The organism is Streptomyces sp. NPDC043870 (assembly GCF_056435785.1).
In genome coordinates this window covers 350,329-375,580 of record NZ_JBWKDT010000004.1, presented here as the reverse complement: position 1 = coordinate 375,580, position 25,252 = coordinate 350,329, and the positions used below count along the sequence as shown (strand labels likewise).

23 protein-coding genes are annotated in these 25,252 nt (G+C 71.1%); 9 read left to right on the top strand and 14 right to left on the bottom strand.

Going from position 1 to position 25,252, the window contains the following annotated elements; translation table 11 throughout:
• Nucleotides 1–6: 6 nt before the first annotated feature.
• On the bottom strand, nt 7–810 hold the full coding sequence (locus tag AC0699_RS08115) for an N-formylglutamate amidohydrolase (protein ID WP_478657114.1): 804 nt from the start codon (nt 808–810) through the stop codon (nt 7–9).
• 105 nt (nt 811–915) lie between these two features.
• Here AC0699_RS08115 and AC0699_RS08110 point away from each other — a divergent pair, with 105 nt between their 5' ends.
• The gene (locus AC0699_RS08110; RefSeq protein ID WP_478657112.1) at nt 916–2,790 is read left to right on the top strand and encodes a cellulase family glycosylhydrolase; all 1,875 of its coding nucleotides are present in this window, start codon (nt 916–918) and stop codon (nt 2,788–2,790) included.
• Nucleotides 2,791–3,152: 362 nt separating this feature from the next.
• A complete protein-coding gene (locus tag AC0699_RS08105) occupies nt 3,153–3,848 on the top strand; it encodes a lysostaphin resistance A-like protein (RefSeq protein ID WP_478657110.1) in 696 nt (231 codons plus the stop codon).
• A gap of 192 nt (nt 3,849–4,040) precedes the next feature.
• Here AC0699_RS08105 and AC0699_RS08100 read toward each other — a convergent pair whose 3' ends face one another.
• The 3 genes from AC0699_RS08100 to AC0699_RS08090 form a co-directional block, all read right to left on the bottom strand.
• Nucleotides 4,041–4,820, bottom strand: a complete 780-nt coding sequence (locus AC0699_RS08100; RefSeq protein ID WP_478657108.1) for a hypothetical protein — start codon at nt 4,818–4,820, stop codon at nt 4,041–4,043.
• Nucleotides 4,820–6,118, bottom strand: a complete 1,299-nt coding sequence (locus tag AC0699_RS08095) for a VWA domain-containing protein (RefSeq protein ID WP_478657105.1) — start codon at nt 6,116–6,118, stop codon at nt 4,820–4,822. Before AC0699_RS08095 ends, AC0699_RS08100 begins: the two co-directional genes overlap by 1 nt.
• A 144-nt stretch (nt 6,119–6,262) precedes the next feature.
• Nucleotides 6,263–7,915 carry an FAD-binding oxidoreductase gene (locus AC0699_RS08090; RefSeq protein ID WP_478657103.1) on the bottom strand — a complete coding sequence of 551 codons (1,653 nt, stop codon included), beginning with the start codon at nt 7,913–7,915 and terminating at the stop codon, nt 6,263–6,265.
• Nucleotides 7,916–7,975: 60 nt separating this feature from the next.
• Here AC0699_RS08090 and AC0699_RS08085 point away from each other — a divergent pair, with 60 nt between their 5' ends.
• Nucleotides 7,976–8,668, top strand: coding sequence for a TetR/AcrR family transcriptional regulator (locus tag AC0699_RS08085; RefSeq protein ID WP_478657100.1), 693 nt, complete (start codon nt 7,976–7,978; stop codon nt 8,666–8,668).
• A gap of 136 nt (nt 8,669–8,804) precedes the next feature.
• Here AC0699_RS08085 and AC0699_RS08080 read toward each other — a convergent pair whose 3' ends face one another.
• The 5 genes from AC0699_RS08080 to AC0699_RS08060 form a co-directional block, all read right to left on the bottom strand.
• Entirely contained in the window at nt 8,805–9,011 is a 207-nt protein-coding gene (locus AC0699_RS08080) for a hypothetical protein (protein WP_478657098.1), read from the bottom strand.
• 476 nt (nt 9,012–9,487) lie between these two features.
• Nucleotides 9,488–12,307: an NHLP bacteriocin export ABC transporter permease/ATPase subunit gene (locus AC0699_RS08075; protein ID WP_478657224.1), complete on the bottom strand. Its 2,820-nt coding sequence runs from the start codon at nt 12,305–12,307 to the stop codon at nt 9,488–9,490.
• A 52-nt stretch (nt 12,308–12,359) separates the two neighbouring features.
• Nucleotides 12,360–14,609 (bottom strand): NHLP family bacteriocin export ABC transporter peptidase/permease/ATPase subunit, encoded by a 2,250-nt coding sequence (locus AC0699_RS08070; protein WP_478657095.1) that lies wholly within the window; start codon nt 14,607–14,609, stop codon nt 12,360–12,362.
• On the bottom strand, nt 14,606–15,499 hold the full coding sequence (locus tag AC0699_RS08065; protein ID WP_478657093.1) for a hypothetical protein: 894 nt from the start codon (nt 15,497–15,499) through the stop codon (nt 14,606–14,608). Before AC0699_RS08065 ends, AC0699_RS08070 begins: the two co-directional genes overlap by 4 nt.
• A 95-nt stretch (nt 15,500–15,594) precedes the next feature.
• On the bottom strand, nt 15,595–15,822 hold the full coding sequence (locus AC0699_RS08060; protein ID WP_478657090.1) for a type A2 lantipeptide: 228 nt from the start codon (nt 15,820–15,822) through the stop codon (nt 15,595–15,597).
• 475 nt (nt 15,823–16,297) lie between these two features.
• Between AC0699_RS08060 and AC0699_RS08055 the strand changes: the two genes are divergently transcribed.
• Entirely contained in the window at nt 16,298–16,705 is a 408-nt protein-coding gene (locus AC0699_RS08055) for a hypothetical protein (protein WP_478657088.1), read from the top strand.
• A gap of 115 nt (nt 16,706–16,820) precedes the next feature.
• On the opposite strand, the gene AC0699_RS08050 is transcribed toward AC0699_RS08055, so the two are convergent.
• Nucleotides 16,821–18,380, bottom strand: a complete 1,560-nt coding sequence (locus AC0699_RS08050; protein ID WP_478657086.1) for a sigma-70 family RNA polymerase sigma factor — start codon at nt 18,378–18,380, stop codon at nt 16,821–16,823.
• Nucleotides 18,381–18,502: 122 nt separating this feature from the next.
• A complete protein-coding gene (locus AC0699_RS08045; RefSeq protein ID WP_478657083.1) occupies nt 18,503–19,030 on the bottom strand; it encodes a nucleotide triphosphate diphosphatase NUDT15 in 528 nt (175 codons plus the stop codon).
• A 133-nt stretch (nt 19,031–19,163) separates the two neighbouring features.
• Between AC0699_RS08045 and AC0699_RS08040 the strand changes: the two genes are divergently transcribed.
• Nucleotides 19,164–19,934, top strand: a complete 771-nt coding sequence (locus AC0699_RS08040; protein WP_478657080.1) for a VOC family protein — start codon at nt 19,164–19,166, stop codon at nt 19,932–19,934.
• An 8-nt stretch (nt 19,935–19,942) separates the two neighbouring features.
• Here AC0699_RS08040 and AC0699_RS08035 read toward each other — a convergent pair whose 3' ends face one another.
• Nucleotides 19,943–20,761, bottom strand: coding sequence for a metallophosphoesterase family protein (locus AC0699_RS08035; protein ID WP_478657078.1), 819 nt, complete (start codon nt 20,759–20,761; stop codon nt 19,943–19,945).
• A gap of 102 nt (nt 20,762–20,863) precedes the next feature.
• On the opposite strand from AC0699_RS08035, the gene AC0699_RS08030 reads away from it, so the two are divergent.
• The gene (locus tag AC0699_RS08030; RefSeq protein WP_478657075.1) at nt 20,864–22,075 is read left to right on the top strand and encodes a cytochrome P450 family protein; all 1,212 of its coding nucleotides are present in this window, start codon (nt 20,864–20,866) and stop codon (nt 22,073–22,075) included.
• Here AC0699_RS08030 and AC0699_RS08025 read toward each other — a convergent pair.
• Both AC0699_RS08025 and AC0699_RS08020 read right to left on the bottom strand, forming a co-directional pair.
• Nucleotides 22,053–22,454, bottom strand: coding sequence for a hypothetical protein (locus tag AC0699_RS08025; RefSeq protein ID WP_478657222.1), 402 nt, complete (start codon nt 22,452–22,454; stop codon nt 22,053–22,055). The two genes, AC0699_RS08030 and AC0699_RS08025, sit on opposite strands and share 23 nt — an antisense overlap.
• 5 nt (nt 22,455–22,459) lie before the next feature.
• Complete coding sequence (locus AC0699_RS08020; RefSeq protein WP_478657073.1) at nt 22,460–22,930, bottom strand: ATP-binding protein; 471 nt, start codon at nt 22,928–22,930, stop codon at nt 22,460–22,462.
• A gap of 290 nt (nt 22,931–23,220) precedes the next feature.
• Between AC0699_RS08020 and AC0699_RS08015 the strand changes: the two genes are divergently transcribed.
• From AC0699_RS08015 to AC0699_RS08005, 3 genes are all read left to right on the top strand, one after another.
• Nucleotides 23,221–24,081, top strand: coding sequence for a helix-turn-helix domain-containing protein (locus AC0699_RS08015; protein ID WP_478657070.1), 861 nt, complete (start codon nt 23,221–23,223; stop codon nt 24,079–24,081).
• Nucleotides 24,082–24,318, top strand: a complete 237-nt coding sequence (locus AC0699_RS08010) for a DUF397 domain-containing protein (RefSeq protein WP_453663046.1) — start codon at nt 24,082–24,084, stop codon at nt 24,316–24,318.
• A gap of 87 nt (nt 24,319–24,405) precedes the next feature.
• Nucleotides 24,406–25,215 carry an SAM-dependent methyltransferase gene (locus AC0699_RS08005; RefSeq protein WP_478657066.1) on the top strand — a complete coding sequence of 270 codons (810 nt, stop codon included), beginning with the start codon at nt 24,406–24,408 and terminating at the stop codon, nt 25,213–25,215.
• Nucleotides 25,216–25,252 lie beyond the last annotated feature (37 nt).

The following is a 25,252-nucleotide window of genomic DNA, read 5'->3' as shown; positions in this document are numbered from 1 at the left end:
GCTCCGTCACAGCCCGTCGACCAGCCCGTCGACCAGCTCCGCGAGCGCGGTGGCGAGTCCGGCGATCCCGGGACCCGCCGGGCCTCCCGGCTCCTCCATGTAGACATCCCGGCGGATCTCGATCATCAGCGCGCTGACGCGTGGGTCGTTGCCGTAGAACTCCAGCGGGACGTACGTGCCCGCGAAGGGGCTGTTGAGGCCGGTCCCGCCGAAGCCCGCGAACGCCTTCTCCGCGAGGGAGAGAAGACCGGCCGGGGTGTGGAAGGGGTCGGTCCCGAGACAGATCGGCGGTCGTGGGCCCTCGCCGTGGAGCTCGTACGGCAACGGCGCCGTCGGGTACGAGTGGACGTCGACGACGACGGCTCGTCCGGCAGCCTCCAGCCGGCCGGCCACCGCGGCCGTCATCGCCTCCGCGTACGGATGGAAGTAGCGGTCGATCAGCGGCCGGGGGTCCAGGTCCGCCGGGCGGAGCTGTTCCCTGTGCGTGGTCCGCGTGTACACGGCGCCCATACCGGCCGCCAGCATCTCCTCCCGCTCGTCCGGGAACCGCTCGGGGTCGACCACCAGCCGCGAGAGTCCGTTGACGAACCGCCACGGCCTGACCCGCGCGGCATCGGCCGCGGCGGCCGCCAGCTCCGCGGTATGGGCATCGGTGATGTGGTCGAGTTCGCGTTGCAGAGCATGGTCGTCCAGCACGATGCCGCCCCGCACCGACCCGGGTATCACCCGGGAGGAATGCGGGACATGCAGGATCACCGGGGAGTCGCCGGAGCCGGGGAGGAGACGGAAGGAAGGCGTTGTGTCGGTCATGTGCCTCTCTTTGCTGTTCTTCGCTGCTCTTTGCTGTCGCAGTGCGTGGAACGACCCTACCCGCGACCATTGACAGTCTGACGACGCGTCAGGAACGTGGAGCGCATGACGACGATGCGCGCGCGTCTCCTCGGTGTCCTTGCCCTTGTCCTTGTTTTCGTCATGGCGCCCCTCGCCGGAACCGGGACACCGTCCGCCGCAGTTCCCGTGCCGGGCCCTCTCTGGTTCGACGAGCGGGCCGCCGCCTCCTTCACGGTCCAGGACGGCCGCTTCGTCGACGGACTCGGCCGTGAGGTCGTCCTGCGCGGATACAACGTCTCGGGGGAGACCAAACTCGAGGAGAACGGCGGACTGCCCTTCGCGTCCGTCGCAGACGCCGAGAAGTCCGCTGCCGCGCTGCGCGTGCTCGGAGGCGGGAACGCCGTGCGCTTCCTGCTGTCGTGGGCGCACGCCGAACCCGTACGCGGCCACGTCGATCACGCCTATCTCGCCGCCGCCACCGCCCAGATGCGGGCCTTCCTCCGGGCCGGTGTCCGCGTCTACCCGGACTTCCACCAGGACCTCTTCTCCCGGTACCTGTTCGACCAAGGCAGCTGGTACACCGGTGACGGAGCCCCCAAGTGGGTGGTGGACTCCGGTGGCTACCCGCGCGAGTTCTGCGGGATCTGCTTGTTCTGGGGACAGAACATCACCCAGAACCAGGCCGTGACGCGGGCGACGTACGACTTCTGGCACAACCAGGGCGGTATCCAGGACGCGTTCCTCACGACGGCGCAGACCACCATGGCCTACGTCGCCGAGCACCTCACCGCAGCGGAGTTCGCGGGCGTCGTCGGCTTCGACCCGTACAACGAGCCGCACGCGGGCTCGTACGACCCCGGTCAGACCAGCCGTGCCTGGGAGCGTGACGTCCTCTGGCCCTTCTACGAGAAGTTCCGCGCCCGCATGGACGCGGCAGGGTGGCGTGACAAGCCCGCATTCGTGGAGCCGAACCTCTTCTGGAACGCCAACCTGGACTTCCAGAAACAGGAGGGCGGACTCCTCGACGCCGGACGGCTCGGTCCGCGCCATGTCTTCAACACCCACTTCTACGACCAGAAGGCGATCTCCGGCGTCTTCATGTGGGGCAAGGCGAAGGACGGCCAGTACGCGGGCGACTTCGGCGCCGTCCGCGACCGTGCTGCCAGTGCGGGAACGGCGGCCGTCGTCAGCGAGTTCGGACACCCGCTCAGCGGCACGGTCTCCGACAAGGCCCCGACCGTGGGCAAGGCGATGTACCAGGCCCTCGACTCCCGGCTGCCCGGCGCGACCTGGTGGTCTCGCCCCCAGGACTCGGGCCCTGTCCTGTCCGGCACACAGTGGCAGTGGGACATCTACAACGACCGCCACCACGAACTCATGAACGACAACCCCGACAAGGTCCTCAGCGCGGGCGACGCCTGGAACGACGAGGACCTGTCGGCGGTCCGTCTCGACGACACGGGCGCGCCGGTGCTCCGCCAGGACGCCCGCCTGCTGGACCGCCTCTACCCGAGTGCCACCGCGGGACGCGTATTCGCCTTCACGTACGAGGACCGTTCCCGCGACGGTTCCACCACTCTCACCTGGAACCTGGTGCCGTCGTCCCTGCCGCGCGTCCGCGAGCTCGTCGGCGACGGTCAGTACGGCCTCCTGCTGTGGCGTTCGGACGGTACGTCGGTTCCCACGGACCTGCACCTCCCGGCCTCCTTCGCGACGTCGCGTACGACGGTCGTCTCCGACCTGGGCTCGGTGCACGCACCTCCGTCGTACGACGGCAGTACCCCGATCGCAGCGGCTCCCGAGCCGGGCGGGACCGGCAGCCGCCGCCTCCTGCTCACCGCGCCGGACGCCGACGGCCTGCACTACGCTCTGATCACCAGCGGGGCGACGGCCCCCTCCGGCGACCTGCTGCGTGGCGCGCGCGAGGAACTGGCGGAGTGGGCGGCGGGACGCGGCTGAGGGCCGCTCGGGCCCAGCGGACGGGTGCGGCCGGCCTTCGGGGCCACGCGGGACGTCGTCCTTGTGGAAGGCACCTCCACCACGGTTGAGGTCGCGGTGAGGCGTCGACAGCCTTGTTGAACGGTCGTCTGCGGCCGGCTGGGAACGACGCCACCAGCGGCGCGTGCGGGACGGTGAGGCCCGCGACACCTGACCCGTGATGGCTTCGCGGGCCGCCGTGGCCGGCTGCGGGTCGTCGTACTCACGCGAGACGACTCGATCCGGCCGCTCGTGGTGCGTGGACCGGGTGAGCCGGATGCTCTGCCGGCCGGGCGGCGCGTTGCGCGCAGCCCGGCGCGGGGTTCGGACATCCTCCTGTGACCATGGGGATGCTCCTCCTGGCCGTCGCCGTGCTCGCGGCCACGAACGCGCTCGTCAACCGGCTCGGGCCCGAGCTGTACGTGCCCGTATGCGTGATGGCGGCCGCCGCGCTCGTGCTGATCGCCCGGCTGGCCGGCCTCACCTGGGACGAGCTGGGGCTCGGCCGTTCCTCGGCCCGGCGGGGCCTGCGCTGGGGGCTCGTTCTGGTCGGGGCCGTCCTTCTCGTCTACGCGGTCGCGCTGGCCCTTCCGTTCACCCGCGAGGCATTCCAGGACGAGCGGGCGGCGGAGCTGACGGCCGGGCAGTTGCTGTTCCGCGTCCTGGTGCGGGTACCGCTCGGGACCGTGCTGCTGGAGGAGATCGCGTTCCGGGGCGTCCTGTGGGCCATGATGCGGCGGCAATGGGGCGCCGCATGGGCCACCGCCATCTCCTCGGTGCTGTTCGGGCTGTGGCACATCCAGCCCTCCCGCGGGCTCACCCGCTCGAACGCCGCCGCCGAGGCGGTCTTCGGTACGGGACCGGCCGGGATCGCGCTGTCGGTGACGGCAGCGGTCGTGGGCACCACGCTCGCGGGTGTGGTGTTCTGCGAACTGCGTCGCCGGTCCGGGAGCCTGATCCCCCCGATGGCGCTGCACTGCGCCCTCAACAGCGCGGGCTATGCACTGGCGTGGGCGGCCGGCCGCTGGTGGAGTAGCTGACCGCCGCGCCGTCCGGATCCTCAGATCCTGCTGCCCGAGGCGGTGTCGCTCGACAGACGCTGGGCCAGGTGGAAGATGACCGCGCCTTCTGCTCGTCACAGAAGCCGGGTGACCGGACCGCGGTGTCGCTTTCCGCGAGCCGCGCCGCCCGCCCCGGGTCACGAGCCCCGGGGCGGGCGACGCAGTGCGAGGTCAGGCGCCCGTCGGTACGTGCGCCGGGCGGCCGTTGCCGCGGCTGAGGCGGTAGCCCCAGATACCCGCCAGGGCGGCGAGCACCGCGCCCCCCGCCGTCCACAGGATGCGGGACGACCACCGGCCGGAGGCCCAGCCGCCATCCGGCTGGATCTCGGGGCCCGACGCGGGAACCAGCGGTGCGGCGAGGGTGCCGTCCACTGCGGCGGCGCCTCCGGAGTCTGCCGCCGTGACCTCCACCGAGGTGTCGACGGGCTCGCCGAGGTCCTCGGCCGGCGCGTCGACGACGGTCAGGCGTACGTAGTACGCGCCGGGCAGAGGGTCGTTCGCCGCCGGCTCGGACCAGGCCCGGACCGTGCGCAGCGCGCAGGACAGCTCGACGGACGCGGCCTCGGCCGGGGCCGCCTTGGCGTCGCTGCCGTAGCGGCACGCCTGACGGCGCCGCAGCCCGTCGTACACGTCGAGCCGCCAGGTGTGGGCGCCGTGCCGGGCCGCGGACTCGGGCAGCTTCACCGTGGCCCGTACGGTGGCCTGCTGCCCGGCGTCGGCGGCGAACTGCCAGTAGAGGTAGTCACCGGTCGACGCCTGAGCCGTGGCCCGCTGTCCGGGGCGGACGACGGTGGCCGTACGGAAGGTCGTGCCTGCCTCGGTCGGCGCGGCGCTCTCCTCGGAGCCCTCACTCGGCGTGGGGGAGGCGGTGTCCGCGGCAGCGGTCCCGGGGAGCGAGAAGAGTGCGGCGGCCGCGAGCAGGGCGGCTGCGAAGGTACGTACGGTACGCATCAGTTGGTCCTCCAGACGGCGATGCGCCAGCGCGAGATCCAGCCCCACAGCAGACCGGCCGCGAAGCCCGCGAGCGTCAGCAGTCCGAGCAGCCACCAGCCGCGGCCGAGGCCGTAGAAGGCGACGTCGGACGCGTCGTGCGGGCCGTCCACCACATCGAGGGTCAGCTCGACGGGCAGACCGGGAGCGGTCTTGACCGAGGCCGGGGCGGAGAAGGAGTTGCTCACCCGAAGACAGACCGTCTCGGCCGCGGGCTCGTCCGTGTCCGTCCCGGCGTCCTCGGTCTCGGGCTTCGGATAGCGCAGTCCCGTCGAGATGACGTCGGTGCGTCCGTCACCGGCGGCCTCGCCGCGTACGATCTCCCGGCCGTGCTCGGTCGATGCGCGCAGCAGCACACCGTAGTCGCGGTTGACGGCGCGGTCGGCGGCGATGCTCACCGACGCGCGCAGCTCCTGCCCGGGCCGCAGGTCCACCCGGTACCAGCGGTGCTGGCCGAAGGTCTCGCGGTCGTTGTAGAGGCCGGCCTTCAGCTGCGGGGCGTCCTTGCAGCTGTCGCCGCCCTTCGTCGCGACCGGAGTGACGACCGGTTCGGCGGCGCGGTCGACCAATTGGCTGACCCGGTCGGACAGTTCCTCCTTGTGCTGCACGGAGGTGTACGTGCCGCCGGTGGCCTCGGCGATGCACATCAGCTGGGCACGCATCTTGGCGTTGGGGACCAGGCCGAGCGTGTCGATGGTGATGTTGATGCCCTTGGCCGCGATCTCGCGTGCGACCTCGCACGGGTCGAGCGGGGCGCAGGTGTCCTCGCCGTCCGTGATGAGCACGATCCGGCGGGTGGTGTGACCGCCTTCCAGGTCGTCGGCGGCGCCCAGCAGGGCGGGCCCGATCGGAGTCCAGCCGGTCGGTGCGAGCGTCGCCACCGCCGTCTTCGCCTCGGTCCGGTCGAGCTCGCCGACGGGGTAGAGCTGACGGGTGTCCTTGCAGCCCGTCTTCCGGTCCTTGCCGGGGTAGTCGGCGCCGAGCGTACGTATGCCGAGCCGGACCTCTTCCGGCACCGCGTCCAGTACCTCGTTGAAGGCCTGCTTGGCCGCGGACATCCGGGACTGTCCGTCGATGTCGCGTGCCCGCATCGAACCGCTGACGTCGAGGACGAGTTCGACCTTGGGCGGTTCCTTCGCGGCCGGTTCGTCGGCGGAGTCGCCCGAGTCGGCGAAGGCGGCGGCGGGGAGGAGGCCACCGGTCAACGTGACCAGCAGCGCGCCGCACAGGGCGGCTGCCAGTCGTTTTCTTGTGATCATCGGCGGATCATAGTGATCGCGGAGGGTGCTGCCCAATTCCGTGGGGACGTGCCGGGGCCGCAGGAGGCGGCGACCACTTCCGGCCGGCGTCCCGGCCGCCGAAGGTGGCCCCCGTCCCGAGCTGAACTCCGGTGAAGGCCACCGTCAGTCGGCAGCGCCCGGATCGAGAAGCACGCCCGGGTTGAGGATGCCGGCAGGGTCGAGCGCCTGCTTCACGGCCCGCAGTGCGTGGGCGAACGGCTCCGGGCGCTGGCGGTCGTATCCCGGACGGTGGTCGCGGCCGACCGCGTGATGGTGGGTGACGGTCGCGCCGTGGTCGGTGAGGATCTGCATGGCCGCGGACTTGATCTCGTCCCACATGGCGACTTCCTCGCCGCGCCGCCCCGGCGCGATGACGGTGAAGTACGGCGCGGGACCGTCCGGGTAGACATGGGTGAAGCGGCAGTTGATCGTGCCCGCGGTGCCCGTCACTTCCCTCACGACGTCTCCCAGTCGCCTGCGCACCGACTCGTACAGCTCCGGAGCACGGTCCCAGGTGCAGGCCGTCTCGAACGTCTCGGTGACCACGCTCATCCGCGCGAGCCCATCACGCAGGTACGGCATCCGCAGGAACGCCGAGCGCCAGGTGCCGGCGGCGTCCCCGGCCGTGTCCTCGGCGCCGGGGACGGCCGGCGTCGGTGAGCCGCCGTGGTCACGCGCGAGGGTGACGAGATCGGCGAGGCCCTCGCCGACGGGGAAGTGGGCCGACTCCACCCCGAGGACGAGCACGCTCTCGCCGTCCCGTGCGACAGCTGCCAGTGCGGCTTCTCCGGGGTCGAGCAACCGGCAGTTGGCCGGGTGCAGACCCGACTGCGCGATGGCGCGTACGGCGTTCATCGCATCGCCGAAGTCGCCGAACAGCACCGTGGCCGAGGCCTTGTGGAGCGGGCGGTCCTGGAGCCGCATCCAGGCCTCCGTGATCACGCCGAGCGTGCCCTCGGACCCCAGGAACAACCGGTCGGGGGAGGGGCCCGCTCCCGAACCGGGCAGCCGCAGCGACTCGTTGACCCCCACGGGTGTCACCACGCGCATCGACTCGACCAGGTCGTCGATGTGGGTGTACAGCGTGGCGTAGTGACCGCCGGCGCGAGTGGCCAGCCAGCCGCCCAGGGTGGAGAACTCGAAGCTCTGCGGGAAGTGGCGCAGAGTGAGTCCGTGCGGCCTCAGTTGTGCTTCGAGGCCGGGGCCCAGGGCGCCGGCCTGGATCCGGGCGGCTCGGCCGACACGGTCGATCTCCAGCACGCGGTCCAGGGAGGAGAGGTCCAGTGACACCACGCCTCTGTGCCGCGCCGCGCGGTACTCGACCCCGCCGACGACCGAACTGCCGGCTCCGTACGGCACGACGGCGACGTCCGCGTCCGTCGCCCAGTCGAGAACGTCGATCACGTCCTGCTCGGTGCGGGGGAAGGCGACCTGGTCGGGGGCGGCCGAGAGGTCTCCGTTCAGGGCCCGGACCACATCGCGGTACGCCTTGCCGTAGGTGTGCGAGGCCCGGTCCCGCGGCGCGGCCGACATCAACGGGGCGAGGGCCGTGGGCGGCTCGATGCGCACCTTGGGCAGTTCGAGGGCGGAGATGTCGGGCACCGGCAGCGGGGTCGCCGCCGCGCCCGGGACCAGTCCGCCGAGTGCGGTGCATTCGGCGTCGGGCAGCGCCTTGTCCGTCGCGCCCCAGCCCCACCAGGAGCGGTTCCGGGAGGAGTTGGCGCTGTAGCTGGAGCTGGAGTCGGAGCGGGACACGGGCGGAGTGCTGTCGACCACGAGATATGACCTCTCGGTAATTTACCTCTTGGTAAGTTACCGCAATGTATAGTCCCCGTCATGACCACTGCAAGTGCCTCGGCCACTCCGGATCCGGCCGGCGCCGCCGCATCGAGCGGATCCGGCGGTACGCAAGGAATCCAGGGCCGGAGCCGCGGCGCCGGAACCAAGGGCGTCCCGCGTGCCCGTCGCGAGGAGCAGATCGTGGCCGCGGCCCTGGAGGAGTTCGGACGGCACGGCCACGCCGCGGCGTCGATGGCCGCGATCGCCCGGCGCGTCGGGGTCACCAAGCCGATGCTGTACACGTACTTCGGTTCCAAGGACGGCCTCTATGCGGCCTGTCTCGAACACATCGGCCCCCGCCTTCTCGCGGCGATCAACGAGGCCATGTCATCGAGTCCGTCGGAGCGCCGGTTGCCCCACGCCGTCCTCACCGCGGTCTTCGAAACGCTGGAGGAACAGCGGCACGCCTGGTTCGTGCTGTACGACCGGACCCTGCCGCCCGGCTCCGAACCATGGCGCGCCGCCCACCGTCACCGCGAGGCCATCGACGACCTGGCTGCCTCCGGCACCGCGTCGCTGCTGCGTGGCCACGGCAATGACGACGTCCTTGACGCGGACGCCCTCAAGCATGTGTGGACGGGCACGGTCAGCGCCCTCGTCGGCTGGTGGGTCTCCCACCCCGACCTGTCCGCGCAGGACATGAGCGCGCGCTGTGCCCGTCTGCTCTCCGCCGTCCGCGACGATGGTTGAGACTGCCACCACGCGTTGTCGGGCAGCCCGCCGAGTTCGTCGCGGCGTGCGAAAGGTCCGCCGCTGAGCAGCGGCGGACCTGTATCTCGTAGCCGGGGCACCCCACGCTCGAGGCGAGCGGGACCCCGGTGTCATCTCACCAGTTGTCGTGGCCGTCCCAGCTTCCGTAGTCGTGATCGCCGTGATCGCCGTCGTGGCCGCCGCGGTCACTGGAGTATCCGGAGTTGCCGTAGTGCGAGTCCGCCGCGGCGGCCGTGCCGGCTCCGATCCCGGTGAACGCGAGGACGAGCGCGGCGAACACTGCGGCAACGAGGCGCCCGGTCCGGGACATGGTTGCGCTCATGATTCTTCCCTTCAGGGATGAGTGGGTTTCGCGGACCCGGAAGTCCCGGGCCCGGCGCGCATCCGGCCCACCTGGGGGCCGACGCGCGGGATGCACTCGCGACCCTGTCCGGCACCGGCACCGGCACCCGCCCACGCGCGGCAGAACTGACGCCGCCTCATGAGTATGGCGAGGAGGTACGGGTGGGATTCGGTACCGGGCTTTCGCAGCCTCGCCGACATGATGCGGCGGGCCACAGTTCCGCGACACCACCCCGCCGCCCGGGCCGCGGCGTTCGGTCACGGTCCCGACCGGTCTTCGAGGTGCCGAGCGGCCCTAATGATTGAACCCTCTACGAGTCACCTCGTGCCTTTCACGCTAGAACCGAGATAGTGACACGGTCAACAATTTAGGGCAAAATCCAGCAAAAGGGACGGGATGTGCATGTGCTGTCACGCACTGCAGAGCACCACGCGTAAACGAGCCGGGCCCGCACCTCAGGTCATCTGCCGCCGTACCAGCTCGTGCAGCCGCCCGCTCGTATCCGCCAGCAGCTCCGCCGGCGGCCCCACCTGCACCACCCGCCCCTCCGACATGACGACGACCCGATCCGCGTCCATCACCGTCGACAGCCGGTGGGCGATGACGACACGGGTGGCCCGCAGCGCCCGCGTGCTCTCGATCACCGTGCGCTGGGTCGCGTTGTCGAGCGCGCTCGTCGCCTCGTCGAAGAACAGGACGCGCGGCCGTCGTACGAGGGCCTGGGCGATCATCAGACGCTGTCGCTGTCCGCCGGAGATCGCGCCGCCGCCGGCGATCATGGTCTGCATGCCCATCGGCATGCGCCGGATGTCCTCGGCGAGCCCCGCCATCTCGGCGGCCTCCCACGCCTCCTCCTGCGTGAACGGCTCGGCGCCGCAGATGCAGTCCAGGATCGACCCGGTGAACGGCTGGGCGTTCTGCAGGACGACACCGCACTGGCGACGGACGGCCGCCTGGTCGAGTGCGGCGAGGTCCTGACCGTCGTAGAGCACGCTGCCCGAGGCGGGTTTGTCGAAGCCGATGAGCAGGCGGAGCAGGGTCGTCTTGCCGCAGCCGCTGGGACCGACGATCGCGACGAACTCGCCGGGCCGGACCGTGAGGGACACGTCGTCGAGGACGAGCGGGCCGTCGTCGGCGTAACGGAAGGACACCTTTCGGGCCTCGATCGCCCCGGACAGCTCTCCGGGCTGGGTGCTGGCGCCGCGTACCTCGGGCGCCTCTTCAAGAACCGGCTTGATCTGTTCGAACATCGGCAGGACGGCAGCGGCGGAGACGAGCGCTCCGGTCAGCTGTGTCACCGACGCCAGCATCATCGTCACGGCGGTGTGGAAGGTGAGGAACTCACCGGCCGTGAGGCTCCCGCGCGCCGGGCCCGCCAGCAACATGAACATGATGAGCGCGCAGAGCGGCAGATACACCGCGTCGAGGACCGTGGTCAGATTACGGATCCGGCCCGCCCGCCGCTGCAGCTCGCGGCTGCGCGCGAACTGCCGCGCCCACGCCGCGTACGCGAAGCTCTCCGCCGCCGCGACCCGCAGCTTGGGCAGCCCGCGAAGTGTCTGGAACGCCTGGTTGTTGAGCTTGTTGCCGAGCTCCACGAGCCGCCGCTGCCAGCGCAGCTGCCACAGCCCGAGCCCCAGGAACACGACCCCGATGACGGTCAGCATCGCGATCGCCGCCAGCGCCAGCGGGACGCTGTAGGCGAGCAGCAGGACGAGGTTCATCGCCCCGACCGTGCTCGCCTGGACGACCACGGGGCCCACGCCCGACAGCAGCCTGCGGATCGCGCTGATGCCCATCGCCGCGCTCGCCAGCTCTCCCGTGGAGCGCTCGGCGAAGAACTTGGTCGGCAGCCGTAGCAGCCGGTCCCACACGGCGGGCTGCAGCGTGGACTCGATGCGGCCCTCCATGCGCAGGATGGTGAGGTTCTGCAGCAGCATGAACGCGGCGGAGACGATGCCCGCGACCATGACGGCCACGGACACCTGCACGATGAGGCTGGTCTCGGCGTTCGGTACGTACACCCCGAGCACCTGTCCCGTGGCGATCGGCACCAGCGCGCCCAGAGCGACCGTCACCAGGCCCGCGATCGCGAGGTTGCGCACGTCCGGGCGGCTGCCATGGAGGCTGAAGCGCATCAGCCGCCAGAGACTCATCGGGCGTTCGGGCAGCGGCCGGTAGAACATGACGGCACGCGGCTCGAACTCCTCCGCCGTGTCCTCGTCGACACGGATCCGGCTGCCCGTCACCGGGTTCACCGCCTGATATCCGCCACGCCGCCACAACAGGGCTACCGGTGCACCGGACTTGGCACGGTGACCCACCAGAGGTCCGCAGTTCTCCCGCCACCACTTCCCGTCGAGCCGTACCGCGCGGGTCCGGATCCGCGAAGCGAGCGCGATGCGTTCGACCGGCCCGATCCGCTCGTTGACCGGGCCGCCCTGCCTGGGCTCCGCGAGCGTGACCCCGGCCGCCGACGCGACCAGCCGGCAGACGGAGTACACGGCGTCGTCGGAGGCGGCGCCTGCCGACCGCGCCGAGGAAGTCCTGCGGGAGCGGCCCATGGAGGCCAGCAGCGCCTGGTCCGCGCCCGCGCGTACCGCTTCGCCCGCCTTGATGCCGGCGGCGGCCCTGTCCTCGTGGGCCCGTTCGAGCCGCTCGATCCAGCGGTCGAGGCCCGACAGCAGCCGGTACTGCTGGTTGACCATCTGCTGCCACAGGGCGCCGTCGACGAGGAGATCGGCGGCCGCCTCGGCGCTGAACGCCGCGCCGTACTGCACGCTGCCGGGAAAGACCGGCAGCCACAGGATGTCGTCGTCGGCGACCGCCTCGTCGTCCGTCGTCCGGCCGTCGAGCGGGGCTTCGAACAGCACGCGCTGGCCGCGTCCGACGCCGAGCGCGAATGCGTGCTCCAGCAGGCTCAGGGTGCCGTCCTGGCTGTCGTACTGGCTCTGGTACGGGTTCTGGTACGACCACGCGTCGGCGTACCCGGACGGCTGGTGCAGCTCCCGCAGCGGTATCCGGCGCAGCACGCACCCCTGCAACGGCCTGCCGACCAGGGTGTGCTGGGGCCCCTCGACCGGGCCGAGCAGCAGGGTGCCCGTCTCCAGCCGGCCGAGGAAGTGCCAGTGCCCCTGCTGCACGGCGTCGACGGCGAACAGGTCGAGTGCCCCGCCCACGACGAGCCACAGCACCTGCGGCCCCTCCAGCGAAAGACTCCGCAGTCCGGAGCAGTCCACCTGCCGGCCGAGGCCGCCGAGCGCCGCCAGCACCATGTCGTCGGGATACGCCGAAGGGGCCTGATGGCCGGGCTGAACGGGGATCACCTCAGTGCTCCTTGACCAGTTCGGCGTACGCGCCCCCGCGCGCGACCAGCTCTTCGTGCCGCCCACGCTCCACGACCGAGCCGTGGTCGAGCACCAGGATCTCGTCGCTGTCACGCACCGTGCTGAGCCGGTGGGCGATCACCACGCAGGCGCAGCCGCGGCGCCGCAGATTGTCGATGATGAGCTGCTCGGTCTCCGCGTCCAGCGCACTGGTCACCTCGTCGAGGACCAGCACACTGGGCCGGCGGACCAGCGCCCGCGCGATCTCCAGACGCTGCCGCTGCCCACCCGAGAAATTGCGCCCGTCCTGCTCCACGCGGCCGTGGATCCCGCCGGGCCGCCGGGCGACGACGTCGTACAGGGCCGCGTCCTTGAGCGCGTCGACGACGGCCTCGTCCGGGATCGACGGATCCCACAGCGCCACGTTGTCCCGCACGGTGCCCTCGAAGAGGAAGACGTCCTGGTCGACGAAGGACACCGAGGCCGCGAGCGCACCCCGAGGGATGTCGTCGAGCCGCTGCCCGTCGATCCGGATCGTCCCCTCCCACGGGCTGTAGAGCCCGGCGATCAGCCGTGAGACGGTGGACTTGCCACTTCCGGAGCCGCCGACGAGCGCCACCTGCTGCCCCGGCCCGACGGACAGCGAGAAGCCGGTGAGCAGCGGCTTGTCGAGCGGGCTGTAGCCGAAGGTGATGTCGTCCAGCGTCACATGACCCATCAGCCTGCGGGTGCTCGCGGCCGGTTCGCGGCGGGTGTACAGGCCGTCCGCGGGGAAGTTCTCGACGTCCTTGAGCCGGGTGACATCGGCGGCGAAGTCCTGGATCCGGCTCGCCATCCCGTTGAGCCGGGTGATCGGCGCCGTGAAGCGGGTCACCAGCGCCTGGAAGGCGACGAGCAGACCGATCGAGATATGGCCCTCCACGGCACGCAGCCCGCCGATCCACAGGATCACCGCGCTGTTGAGTGTGGCGAGGGTGGGGGCGACGACCGCCAGCGCCGCGCTCGGCACGCCCAGACGCTGCTGCTCCTCCAGCGTGGTCGCGTGCTGCCCGGCCCAGCGGCGGAAGTACCCGTTCTCGCCCCCGGTGGCCTTCATCGTCTCGATCAACTGGATACCGGTGTACGAGGTGTTGGTGAGCCGTGCGCTGTCGGCGCGCAGCTTCTGCGTACGCGTCGCGCGCAGCCGTACCACGACCCGCATCGCGACCACATTGAGCAGCGCGATCAGTACCCCGATGACGGTGAGCTGCGGGTCGTAGGTCCACAGCAGCACCGCGTAGAGCACGACGACGGTCCCGTCCACGCCGAACGCGGTGAGATCGCGGGCCAGGGTCTCCGCGACCGCGTCGTTGGACTGCAGCCGCTGCACGAGGTCGGCGGGGCTGCGCTGCGCGAAGAACGTCACCGGGAGCCGGAGCAGATGCCGGAAGAAGCGGGCGCTGCTCAGCGTGGACGAGATGATCCGGCCGCGCAGCAGGTTCGCCTGTTGCAGTCCGGTCAGTACGGCGGTCAGCGCCACCATCGCGGCCATGGAGGCGAACAGAACGCCCAGCAGCGAGGTCTGGCGGCCCACCAGGAACATGTCGATGTACGTACGGCTCAGCGCGGGGAGCGCGGCGCCGACCGCGACCAGGAGGAGGCTGGCGAGCAGCGCGGCGGCCATCGTGCCGGTGGTTCCGCGCAGCCGGGCCGGAAGCGAACCGAGGATCCCGGGCCTGCGCCCGCCCGGGCGGAACGCCTCACCGGGTTCGAAGACCAGGACCACACCGGTGAAGCTGGTGTCGAAGTCCTCCGCCGGGACGAAACGGCGGCCCTTGCCGGGGTCGTTGATGTGCACGCCCCGGCGGCCGAGGCGCCGTCCCACGCCGTCGTAGACGACGTAGTGGTTGAACTCCCAGAAGAGGATGGCGGGTGCCCGCACGCCCGCGAGCGCGGCCGGCTCCATCTGCATGCCCTTGGCCTGCAGCCCGTAGCTGCGAGCCGCCTTGAGGATGTTGCTGGCCCGCGAGCCGTCGCGGGAGACGCCGCACGCGATGCGCAGCTCTTCGAGGGGTACGTGCCTGCCGTAGTGGCCGAGCACCATGGCGAGCGCGGCGGCGCCGCACTCCACGGCCTCCATCTGGAGCACGGTGGGCGTGCGGACGGCCTTCTGCTGCACGGGCTTCTGCGCACGGCGGGGGTTCGCGCGGCGGGCGTTGGCGCGGCGGGCGTTGGCGCGTCGCGGTGCGGCGGTGCGGTGCGGTGCGGTCACGGCAGCAGCCAATCGATCGGACGCTGGTCGGCCAGATGGACGGCCCCGGTGGCCAGAGTCATGGAGTCGATCGCGTACGGCGGCCCGTCCGCCGACGACCACGCGTAACCGGACTTCGTACGGGACGACCGGTCCAGCTGCACCAGCACGGGCACCGGCCTGCCCTGCCGCGAGAACTGCTCGCCCAGCTGGCTGTCGCCGAGGAATCCGGCGATCTGCGCCCGCGTCTGCGAGGTCCTGCCGATCGCCTTCACCCGGCCCCGCAGCACTCCGTACTGCTGGGCCGGCACGGACTGCACGGTGAGATCGACACGCGCGCCCACGGGGACCGTCGAGCCGTTGTCGGCCGGGAGGTAGAGCATCACCATCAGAGGAGCGCCGGCGTCGTCGACCCGCTCCACGACCGCGACGTTCGCGCCGGTGGTGACGACCGCACCGATGGTGGCGACGAGGGTGGTCACCCGGCCCGCCGCGATCGTGCGAATGACCGTGCCGTCCGCCTTGTCGCCGTCGGCGTTGTCGCCCTCCGTCGTTTCGTCCTCCGCCGTTTCGCCCTGTTCCTTGTCGCCCGCAGTCCTGTCGTCCTCGGCGGTACGGACCTTCAGTAGCGGCGCGCCCGCGGGCAGCTGTTTGCCCTCCTCGGCGAGGACTTCGGTGACCTGGCCCGCGACCGGACTCTGCAGGACATAACTGCCCTGTGCGTGCGTAAGAACGCCGGGGACGGTGAGAGTGGACGAAACGGAACCTTTTACGGCCCAGAAAGACGCCGCTGCCATGGCGACAACCGTGATCGTGAGGACGAGCCAGCCCTGCGGACGGGCAAAACGCACCGGCAAATCTATTTCTTCGGGCGATTGCAGCTTGGAAAGGGCCTTTTGGCGGAACTGCACGTAACTCTTCCCTCGACTGCAAATGTCCGGGTCAGGGTATGATGACGCCGTGAGCCCCGGAACCTTGACCGTTCCGGGGCTCACTCATGCGGGTCTCAGAGACCGGCGACCAGGCCCGTGACGGCGCCGGTGTTGAGGCCGGTGGCGCCCTCGACGGTGCCGACGACGGAGCCCAGGACGCCGGAGACCGGGACGATGCCGTCGACGGTGGAGGTCAGGCCGGAAACCGCACCGGCGGCAACGGCGCTGTGCAGACCGCCCGAGACGTTGTCGAGGTCGGCGTCGGAGATCTCAGCGGTCTCGACCTGGGGGGTGAAGTTCATGATGAAGCTTCCCTTCATGTGGATATTTCTCAAAGGTGCCGGCCGGTCCCGCCGGAAAACGACCCGGCCGCGTCAGCGGTCGTGCGGATGCCCAATAAATCAGGAACCCTCGGTGCAACTCCCGCGATGCGACGGATCAAAGCACGCCGACGCGCCGGACAGCCAATCGGACAACTCCCGGTCAGGGCCTCATCCGGCACGGATTCACGTTCACGTGCAGATGCGTCCACGCCTCGGCGGCGACTTCTTCACAAGGTTCACGTTCCCGATTCCCTTCGGGTGGAGCGCGCCGCCGAAGCGGAATCGGACACTCCCGCCCCAATGGCCTGCCATGCCGCCAACCCCGCCGCACGCGGTGAGCCTCGGTCAGCTGCTGTGCATCGGTTGCGCGTTCGGTGTGCAGGTTTGCGGAAGACTGTGTTCCGGAGGCCGCCGGCCGGTGGAACCGCCCGAGCGGACCGGGCGTCCAAGTGCCATGACCAAGAGAGCCGGACGGATCGTGTGCGCCCTCGCGCTGGCTGCTGGTGCCCTCACAGGCTGCACCGAGGCGGGGGAGGCAGCCGAGGCCGGTGAGGCAGGGAAAGCCGGTAAGGGCGAGGCCGTGGAGACGGTCCGGGCCCGGCCGTCCGGCCGGGCGATCCCCTACGACCTCTACACACACTGCGGGATCGACGAGGCCCGAATCGGCTCGACGTACTTCGAGGCTCGGACGCCGCTCGACGACGGCGCGGGAAACCCGCCCGAAGGGTGGGGCAACCCCACCCAGCGCGGCACGATGACTCTGACGTCCGGGACGCAGGCGGTCTTCACCGACGACGCGGGGCACGAGGTGACGTTCCGGGCCCGGCCGGGGGCGACCGGCTACAAACGCATCTGCGCCTGAACCGCCTCGTCGAGATTCCGTCCGCCCGGCGGCGTCCGGGCAGGCACTCCCCGGTGCCCCGGCACCGCCGCACGGTGACGGTCCGTCGGCCGGCGCCGCCGCAGGCCGGTTCACCTCACATCGCCGTACCGAACGCCTGCGTCCACCACGGCCCGCCCGACGCGTCGTGGATGCCCACGCCGATCTCCTTGAACGAGCAGTTGAGGATGTTCGCGCGGTGGCCCGAACTGTTCATCCAGGAGTCCATCACCGAGGCAGGGCTCTGCTGGCCCCTCGCGATGTTCTCGCCGTACGTGCTCCAGCGGTAGCCGGCCGCGGTGATGCGGTCGCCGGGATCGGTCCCGTCCGGGCTCGTGTGGTCGAAGTAGTCACGGGCCGCCATGTCCTCGGAGTGCCGCTGGGCCGCCGTGTCGAGCTTGTCGTTGCTGGTCACCGGTCCGCATCCCGCCTTGGCGCGCTCGGAGTTGACCAGGGCGACGACCTGCTCGGCGTCGCCGCTCGGCAGGGGCGGCGCCGGGTCCGGCTGCTCCGGCGTGGGCGTGGGCTTCGGCCTGGGCTTGGCCGGCGTGGGCTTCGGCGTGGGCTTGGCCGTCTTGCTCGGGCTGGGCTTCGGCGTGGGGCTCGGGGAGGCGGTGAGCGACGGGGAGGGGGACGGGCTCCGGGTGGGCGACGGAAGCAACGGGGACGCCGGGGCGGCGGCCGTGGCGCGCGGTTCCTCGTCGTCCGAGGGGCCGGTGAGGAGATGGACCGCACCGCCGCCCGTGACGAGAGCGGCGACCGCGGCGGCCACTGCCGCGGTACGGCGGCGCCGCCGCGCCCGCTCCAGGCGGGCCTGGGTACGGGTGGAGGCGGGCGCGTGGGCGGAAGCGGTCGCGACCATGTCCGGCGACGAGGCGAACCGGCCGAGCGATGCCGCCACCGGTACGAGCGCGAGGCCGACGAGCAGGCCCTCGGCGGGCACCAGCCCCGACCAGTGCCCCGAGCAGACCGTGCAGCCGCGGGCGTGGCGGGCCAGGCGCTTGCGCCAGAGGGCCGAGGGTATGCCGTCCCAGCCGGCGACGATCGGCTCCAGCAGGACGCAGCGCGGGTCGGCGGACAGCGCGCGGACCACGACACGGGCCGTCTCCAACTGGGCCTTCATCCGCTGCACCCGTACCGCGGTGTGCTGCGGGGACAGCTCCAGTGCCGCGGCGACCTCCGCCCGCGACAGCTGTCCGGCGGCCTCCAGCCACCACAGCGACAGCAGCGCCCGGTCGTCCTCGTCCAGCCAGCGGGTGGCCTCAGCGGTCTCGCGGCGCTGACCGGAGAGTCCGAGGCGCGTGATGGTGAGGTCCACGAAGTCCGCGCCGGGGTCGACGACGTCGTACGCGTCGTCCAGGCCACCGCCGGTGGGTATCGCGCCCGACCGGCGCTCGCGCCAGTGGCCGCGTATCTGGTTCATCGTGATGGCGACCAGCCAGCTGCGGAAGTTCTCCGGGCTGCGGAGCCCCTCAAGGCCGCCGAGGACGCGGAGCATGGTCTCCTGCACCACGTCGTCCACGTCGGCGTGGCCGTTCATGGCCCGGCCGACGATGTTGTAGACGAGTGGAAGGTACTCGGCGACGAGCCCGTCCTGCGCCTGCTGGTCCCCGGCCTGCGCCGCCATGATCATCGCGGCTTCGCGTTCGCTGCTCACGCTGTGTCCACTCTCTTTCAGAACTCGGGCCTGTCCTCCGACACATGGGAGACGCGCCGCCCCCGCGCCGATAACAGAAAGCCAGAAACCCAGAAACCCAGAACCCGGAAACCCGGAACCGGTCAGCCGACGACGGGATAGCTGTGGGCCGGGACCTCCGGCAGCGTCAGTTCGGGCCGCCAGGCGCGCAGCACGGCGGCCGAGGGAACGAACAGCTCGGCCGGAACGGCGTCCGGACGGTGCCACTGCCAGCGCACGATCTTGTCCGGCTCTGTGACCTCCGGCTCGCCCTCGATGCCGGTGACCAGGCCCGCGGCGGAGATTCGGGTGATGCCGCGCTCGCCGTCGAGCACCACGGCGACGATCCGTACGTCTTCTTCGCGCACCCGGAGCGCCGTCTCCTCGGCCAGTTCCCGCGCCCCCGCCCGCTCGAAGGTCTCACCGGGGTCGACCTTGCCGCCGGGCAGCTCCCAGCAGCCGTTGTGCGCGAGCCCGAGGAGGATCCGGCCGCCCGCGTCGACGACGATCATACCGACGCCGGTCACCCCGTTCGGTACGGGGGACGCCCGCGCCGGGCGTTCGGCGGCAGCGGGCTCTCCGGCCGCGGCCGGAGCCGGCGAGAGGCGCGCGGCATTGCCAGGGGTCACCATTGGCCCTCCAGACGGGTGTCGCCCGCCCGGGTGGGCGTGGCGGTGCCCGATCGTACGGGCCGTGCACAGGTGGCCGCTGTGACGCAGGCGGCATAGCGTGCTAGCGGGGGATCCCACCCCCGGAGGTACGACCATGAAGACTTCCCGTCCCGTCATCGGCGGACCTTGCTGGGTCGAGCTCGGCACCGACGACATTCCGGGTGCGCAGGACTTCTACGGCACGGTCTTCGGCTGGCGCACGGCGACCGATCCGCGGGCCGAGGCCGGCGGCTACACCATGGCCCGCGTCGGCGACGCCGCGGTCGCCGCGCTCACCCCGCTGTACCAGCCGAAGCAGCCCGCGGCGTGGACCGTGTCCTTCGCGACGAACGACACGGACGCCACCGCAACAGCGGTCACCGACGCGGGCGGGACGCTGCTCACCGGACCGATGGACGTCTTCGAGGACGGCCGCTTCGCGGTGGTCGCGGACCCCGAGGGCGCGGTCTTCTCGCTCTGGCAGGGCCGCAACTTCGCCGGGGCGGAGCTGCTCAACGCGCCGGGTGCGCTGGGCTGGGTCGAGCTGCTGACCCGCGACCCGGCAGAGGCCAGGCGGTTCTATCCGACGGTTTTCGGCTGGACCGTGAACGTATCGGAGCACTACACCCAGTTCGGGGTCGGGGGCGACGACTTCGGCGGGCTGCTCAGGATGCAGGACGAGCGGTTCCCGCCGGAGGCCACGGCGCACTGGCTGCCGTACTTCCAGGTGACGGACGTCGACGCGACCGCGCACACGGCGTCGGACGCGGGCGGCGGAGTGTTCCTGGAACCGGTGCAGATGGAGGGAGGGCCGCGGTTCGCGGTGCTGCACGATCCGCAGCGCGCGGCGTTCGGGGTCCACACGCTGCCCGCCTCGAAGGGCTGACCGGGGACTCAGCGCAGGATCGTCGTCGGCAGCGCCGGCTCCCCCGAGCGCTCCCGCCATTCACGCGGATAGCCCACCGACACCTCGTGGAACGGCACACCGTCGTGCCGGGTGGTGCGGGGGATGTGCAGATGCCCGTACACCATCGCGAGGGCCCGGTGGCGGATGTGCCAGTCCGCGGTGTGCTCGGTCCCGCACCAGAGCGCGAATTCGGGATACCGCAGTACCCGCGTCGGCTCACGGACCAGCGGATAGTGGTTGACCAGCACCGTGGGCAGCCCGTCGGGGACGGCGGCCAGCCGTGACTCGGTGAGCTCCAGCCGGGCCCGGCACCAGGCGTCGCGGCTCGGATACGGGTCGGGATGCAGCAGAACTTCGTCGGTGCAGACGACATGCGCGCGGCGCGCCTGGTCCAGGGCCTCCTCCTGGGTGGCCGTGCCCTCGGGGCGGAAGGTGTAGTCGTACAGCAGGAACAGCGGCGCGATCGCGACGGGCCCGTCCTCGCTCGTCCAGACCGGGTACGGGTCCTCGGGTGTCACCACGCCCAGCCGTCGGCACAGCTCCACGAGCAGTTCGTAGCGCTCCACGCCGCGCGCCTGGACGGGGTCGGTGGACACCGTCCACAGCTCGTGGTTCCCCGGTGCCCATACGACCTTGGCGAACCGGTCGCGCAGCAGCGTCAGCGCCCACTCGATGTCCGACACCAGGTCGCCGACGTCGCCGGCGACGAGCAGCCAGTCGTCGTCGGAGCCGGGCCGCAGACTGTCGACGTGCTTGCGGTTCTCCTTGTGGTTGACGTGCAGATCACTGATGGCGAGCAGAGACATCGCAACCCCCGTGAGTGGACAGCCTGCCGAAGCGTCATGGCGATCATCCCATCGGGAGGGGGCAACTGTCCTTCTCCGCCCCCCGTTGCCTAGGGTGAGGGCATGTCAGATGTCCCGCACGACCGGCCCGACCCGTTGCTGTCCGACCCGTTGCTGTCCGACCCGTACGGCGCCTATGAGCGGCTGCGCGGCTCCGCCCCCGTGCACAAGGTGGCGGGCCCCGACGGCAGCCCCGTCTGGCTGGTCACCCGTTACGAGGACGTACGCGCTGCGCTCGCCGACAGCAGGCTGTCGCTCGACCGGAGCAACGCCGGGGCCGGTGGCTACCGTGGTTTCGCGCTGCCGCCGGCGCTGGACGCGAACCTGCTGAACATGGACCCGCCGGACCACACCCGGATCCGCAGGCTGGTCTCCCGCGTGTTCACTCCGTCCCGGATCGAGGCGCTGCGGGACCCCGTCCTGCGCACCGCGCACCGGCTCCTCGACGCGATCGAGCCGCACGGCCGGGCCGATCTCATCGCCGCGTACGCCGCGCCGCTGCCGGTCACGGTCATCTGCGACCTCCTCGGTGTGCCCGAGGGGGACCGGAGGGACTTCCGGGACTGGACGGACTCCCTCGTCGCGCCCGATCCGGCCAGGCCTGACGCGGCCAAGGACGCCGTTGTCAGCATGCTGTCGTTCTTCACGGCACTGCTCGCCACCAAACGCCGCAGCCCCGGTGACGATCTGATCTCGGCCCTGATCACGGTGCGTGACGAGGAGGGCGACCGGCTGTCCGAGGACGAGCTGAGGTCGCTGGTCTTCCTGATCCTCTTCGCCGGGTACGAGAACACCGTCCATCTCATCGGGAACGCCGTCCTGGCGCTGCTGAGCCACCCGGACCAGCTCGCGGCCCTGCGTGCGGACCCGGCGGGCCGACTGGGACCCGCCGTCGAGGAGCTGGCCCGCTACGACGGTCCCGCGCTGCTGGCGATCCGCCGCTTCCCCGTTCGGGACGTCACCATCGGCGGCGTCACCGTCCCGGCCGGGGAGACCGTCCTGCTCTCGCTCGCGGCGGCGAACCGGGATCCCGGCCGGTTCCCCGCCCCGGACCGGCTGGACCTGGACCGTACGGACGCCGGCGCGCATCTGGCGCTCGGCCACGGGATCCACTACTGCCTCGGCGCACCACTGGCCAGGCTGGAGACCGCGATCGCGCTCGGGGCGCTGCTGGAGCGTTTTCCCCGGCTGGCCCTCGACATGGCGGAGGGGGAGCTCGCCCACCGGCCCTCGATGCGGGCCCGCGGGCTGCTCAGGCTCCCTGTGCGCTTCTGAGCCCGTGACCCGTCCAGGCGGGCGCGGTGCCGGTGATCTGGCAGATCATCAGATAGAGCGGGATGGGTGGGGTGTAGGGACTGGTGTCCTCGGGCCAGTGGATCAGCCGCGCCGCCGCCGGTACGTATGCCCCGCGGGAGTAGTACGAGGGCAGCGGCCACCTCAGCTCCAGGTCGGAGCCGGCGGGCACGATCCACCACCACCAGTCCGTGTCCGAGTAGACACAGCCCGTGCTCGGCAGCTTGGCCAGCATCCGGAATCCGTGCCGTGCGGGCACCCCGACCGCGTCGCAGCCCAGTGTTGCGGGCAGCCCCGGCGGGACCTCCAGGCGACGCTGCTCCTGAGTCCCGTGGCGTCTGCGGGAGAGCAGCCCGGCCATGCTCCTCAGCACGGACCCTCCAGGTCGAGCGCCAGCTCGGCCCAGACGATCCGGCCGGGACCCGGCTGTGCGTCGTGCGCGCCCCAGGCGCTGCTCACGGCGTCCACCAGCAGCAGTCCGCGTCCGCGCTCGTCCTCGGAGATCCGGCACAGTCGAGGCTCGCCGGGCGGGCAGCCCTGGTCCTGTACCGCTATGCGCAACTGACCTTCCGCGTCGCGCAGTTCGCACAGGACGCGCTCGCTCTCGGTGTGCACCACGGCGTTGGTGAACAGTTCGGTCGCGACCAGAGCCACCGCGTCGAGGTGGTCGTCCCCGAGGCCCCAGCGCAGCATCCGCTCCCGGATCAGGCGCCGGGCGCGTGCGACCGAATCGGTGCGGCCGGGCAGCTCGAACCCGAAGCGGCGGATCGCCGACCCCGTGAAGGCCGGCGCGAACGTGCCGACGAGCAGGGGGTTGAGCGCGTTACCAGAAGCCACGACCAATCCTTAACGGTGGGGAAGCGGTGCCGGTCGTGCCTCTCCATGAGCAGAGCGCGGCAGCCTCGTGAACTGGTTCACCGACACACTTTCCACCCGGCGGCGACACTTGGCAAGAGGCACTCTGAAAATTGCAGAGTGTCGAGTTCTGGGGGAGAGTGTCATGGCACACTCGTCGTGACGCCGAGTCGCGTCTCCGAACCAGGAGTCGTGTCACCGGCTTGTGACGTCGTGACGTTGTGACGTTGTGACGTTGTGACATCGAGAACAGCGCGCTGGGGAGGTCTGTAGTGAGCGAGCCGCGGTCCGCCCCCACTGTGGGGCAGGTCGTACTGGGGAAGCGACTGCAGGATCTGCGGGAGCGAGCCGGCCTGAAACGCGAGGAGGCCGCCAAGGTGCTCCGAGTGGCCCCCGCCACCATCCGCCGGATGGAGATGGCCGAGGTCGCGCTGAAAATCCCCTACGTGCAACTCCTCCTGCGGGCCTACGGCATCGCCGACGACGAGGCCGACGGTTTCGTCCAGCTCGCCGAGGACGCCAACAAGCCGGGCTGGTGGCAGCGTTTCCACGACGTCCTGCCGGGCTGGTTCAGCATGTACGTCAGCCTGGAGGGGGCCGCGAGTCTCATCCGGGCGTACGAACCCCACTTCGTTCCCGGACTCCTCCAGACCGAGGAGTACGCACGCGGCGTCATGCGCAGCGGAGCCCTCGGCGCCACCAGCGCCGACGACATCGAGCGGCATGTCGCCCTGCGGATGGAGCGGCAGGGGCTGCTCACCAGAGCCGACGCCCCCAGATTCTGGGTGGTCATGGACGAGACGGTGCTCCGCCGGCCGGCGGGCGCCCCGAAGGTGATGCGGGCTCAGATCGACCGGCTCCTCGAAGCCACCGAACTGCCGAACGTCACCCTCCAGGTCGCGGAGTTCGCGACGGGGCCGCACCCCGGCACCTACGGACCGTTCGTTCTCTTCCGGTTCGCGGTGCCCGAGCTGCCCGACATGGTCTACAGCGAGTACCTGACCGGCGCGGTCTATCTCGACGCGCGTCCCGAGGTGGCCTCGCACCTGGAGGTCATGGACCGCATGGCGGCCCAGGCCGCCACCGCGCAACGCACGAAGGACATCCTCCGGGGCGTCCGCAAGGAGCTGTGAATGGATCGCATATACAACGGCATGCCTGCCCGGGAGCTCGGCTCGGAGGGGTGGCACAAGCCGTGGAGCGGCGGCAACGGCGGCAACTGCATCGAGGCCATGAAGCTGGCCGACGGCAGGGTCGCGGTGCGCCAGTCCGCCGACCCTGAAGGCCCCGCTCTCATCTACACGCACGGCGAGATCGCCGCTTTCATCCAGGGCGCCAAGTCCGGTCAGGCAGACTTCCTTCTGACGTGACCCGGGACCGACCGCCCGAGTGGTACGTGCAGTTCCGATCGTTCGTCCTCATGTCGCCCACCCGTCGCAGACCCTTGGAGACGCCAGATGACCGGGCAGGACCCCGCCGCCGTACGGATCGACACCAGCAAGCCGCACCCGGCCCGCATGTACGACTGGTTCCTCGGAGGCAAGGACAACTACCCGGTCGACGAGGAGATGGCCCAGCAGCTCCTCGCCCTCGAACCACGCGGGCGCGACATGGCCAGGGTCAACCGGGCCTATATGCACCGCGCCACGCGCTGGCTCGGCAGGAACGGCGTGCGCCAGTACCTCGACATCGGCACCGGCATCCCCACCGAGCCCAATCTCCACCAGATAGCCCAGCAGGCCGCCCCCGAGTCCCGCGTCGTCTACTGCGACAACGACCCGATCGTGCTCGCCCACGCCGAGGCCCTGCTGCGCAGCACCCCCGAGGGCGCCACCGACTACATCCAGGCGGACGCCCGCGATCCCGAGGCGATCCTGGACGCGGCGGGCAAGGTCCTGGACTTCACCCGGCCGATCGCGCTGTCGCTGCTCGCGCTGCTGCACTTCGTGGACGACGAGGACGGCGCGTACGAGCTGGTGGACCGGCTGGTCCAGCAGCTCGCACCCGGCAGCTACCTCGTCCTGTCCCACACGACGGGCGACTTCGACCCGGAGAAGGCGGCGCAGGCCCGCGCGATGTACCAGGCCCGCGGCCTCACGCTGCGCCTTCGCTCCCGCGAGGAGTTCACCCGGTTCTTCGACGGTCTGGAGCTCGTCGGGCCCGGTGTGTCACTGACCGCTGAGTGGCACCCCGAGCTCGGCGAGGTCATCGACGTGCTGGGCGGCGAACCCATTCCCGGCTACGCGGGAGTCGCCCGCGTCGGCTGACGCTCCGTCCGGCAGGCGCCCCGGAGGCGAACCGAGC

Bases quoted from the DNA above. Each gene is read 5' to 3' on its own strand.
- AC0699_RS08115 (WP_478657114.1), bottom strand. From the start codon at position 810: ATGACCGACACAACGCCTTCCTTCCGTCTCCTCCCCGGCTCCGGCGAC.
- AC0699_RS08110 (WP_478657112.1), top strand. From the start codon at position 916: ATGACGACGATGCGCGCGCGTCTCCTCGGTGTCCTTGCCCTTGTCCTT.
- AC0699_RS08105 (WP_478657110.1), top strand. From the start codon at position 3,153: ATGGGGATGCTCCTCCTGGCCGTCGCCGTGCTCGCGGCCACGAACGCG.
- AC0699_RS08100 (WP_478657108.1), bottom strand. From the start codon at position 4,820: ATGCGTACCGTACGTACCTTCGCAGCCGCCCTGCTCGCGGCCGCCGCA.
- AC0699_RS08095 (WP_478657105.1), bottom strand. From the start codon at position 6,118: ATGATCACAAGAAAACGACTGGCAGCCGCCCTGTGCGGCGCGCTGCTG.
- AC0699_RS08085 (WP_478657100.1), top strand. From the start codon at position 7,976: ATGACCACTGCAAGTGCCTCGGCCACTCCGGATCCGGCCGGCGCCGCC.
- AC0699_RS08080 (WP_478657098.1), bottom strand. From the start codon at position 9,011: ATGAGCGCAACCATGTCCCGGACCGGGCGCCTCGTTGCCGCAGTGTTC.
- AC0699_RS08075 (WP_478657224.1), bottom strand. From the start codon at position 12,307: ATGGTGCTGGCGGCGCTCGGCGGCCTCGGCCGGCAGGTGGACTGCTCC.
- AC0699_RS08060 (WP_478657090.1), bottom strand. From the start codon at position 15,822: ATGAACTTCACCCCCCAGGTCGAGACCGCTGAGATCTCCGACGCCGAC.
- AC0699_RS08055 (WP_478657088.1), top strand. From the start codon at position 16,298: ATGACCAAGAGAGCCGGACGGATCGTGTGCGCCCTCGCGCTGGCTGCT.
- AC0699_RS08045 (WP_478657083.1), bottom strand. From the start codon at position 19,030: ATGGTGACCCCTGGCAATGCCGCGCGCCTCTCGCCGGCTCCGGCCGCG.
- AC0699_RS08040 (WP_478657080.1), top strand. From the start codon at position 19,164: ATGAAGACTTCCCGTCCCGTCATCGGCGGACCTTGCTGGGTCGAGCTC.
- AC0699_RS08035 (WP_478657078.1), bottom strand. From the start codon at position 20,761: ATGTCTCTGCTCGCCATCAGTGATCTGCACGTCAACCACAAGGAGAAC.
- AC0699_RS08030 (WP_478657075.1), top strand. From the start codon at position 20,864: ATGTCAGATGTCCCGCACGACCGGCCCGACCCGTTGCTGTCCGACCCG.
- AC0699_RS08025 (WP_478657222.1), bottom strand. From the start codon at position 22,454: ATGGCCGGGCTGCTCTCCCGCAGACGCCACGGGACTCAGGAGCAGCGT.
- AC0699_RS08010 (WP_453663046.1), top strand. From the start codon at position 24,082: ATGGATCGCATATACAACGGCATGCCTGCCCGGGAGCTCGGCTCGGAG.
- AC0699_RS08005 (WP_478657066.1), top strand. From the start codon at position 24,406: ATGACCGGGCAGGACCCCGCCGCCGTACGGATCGACACCAGCAAGCCG.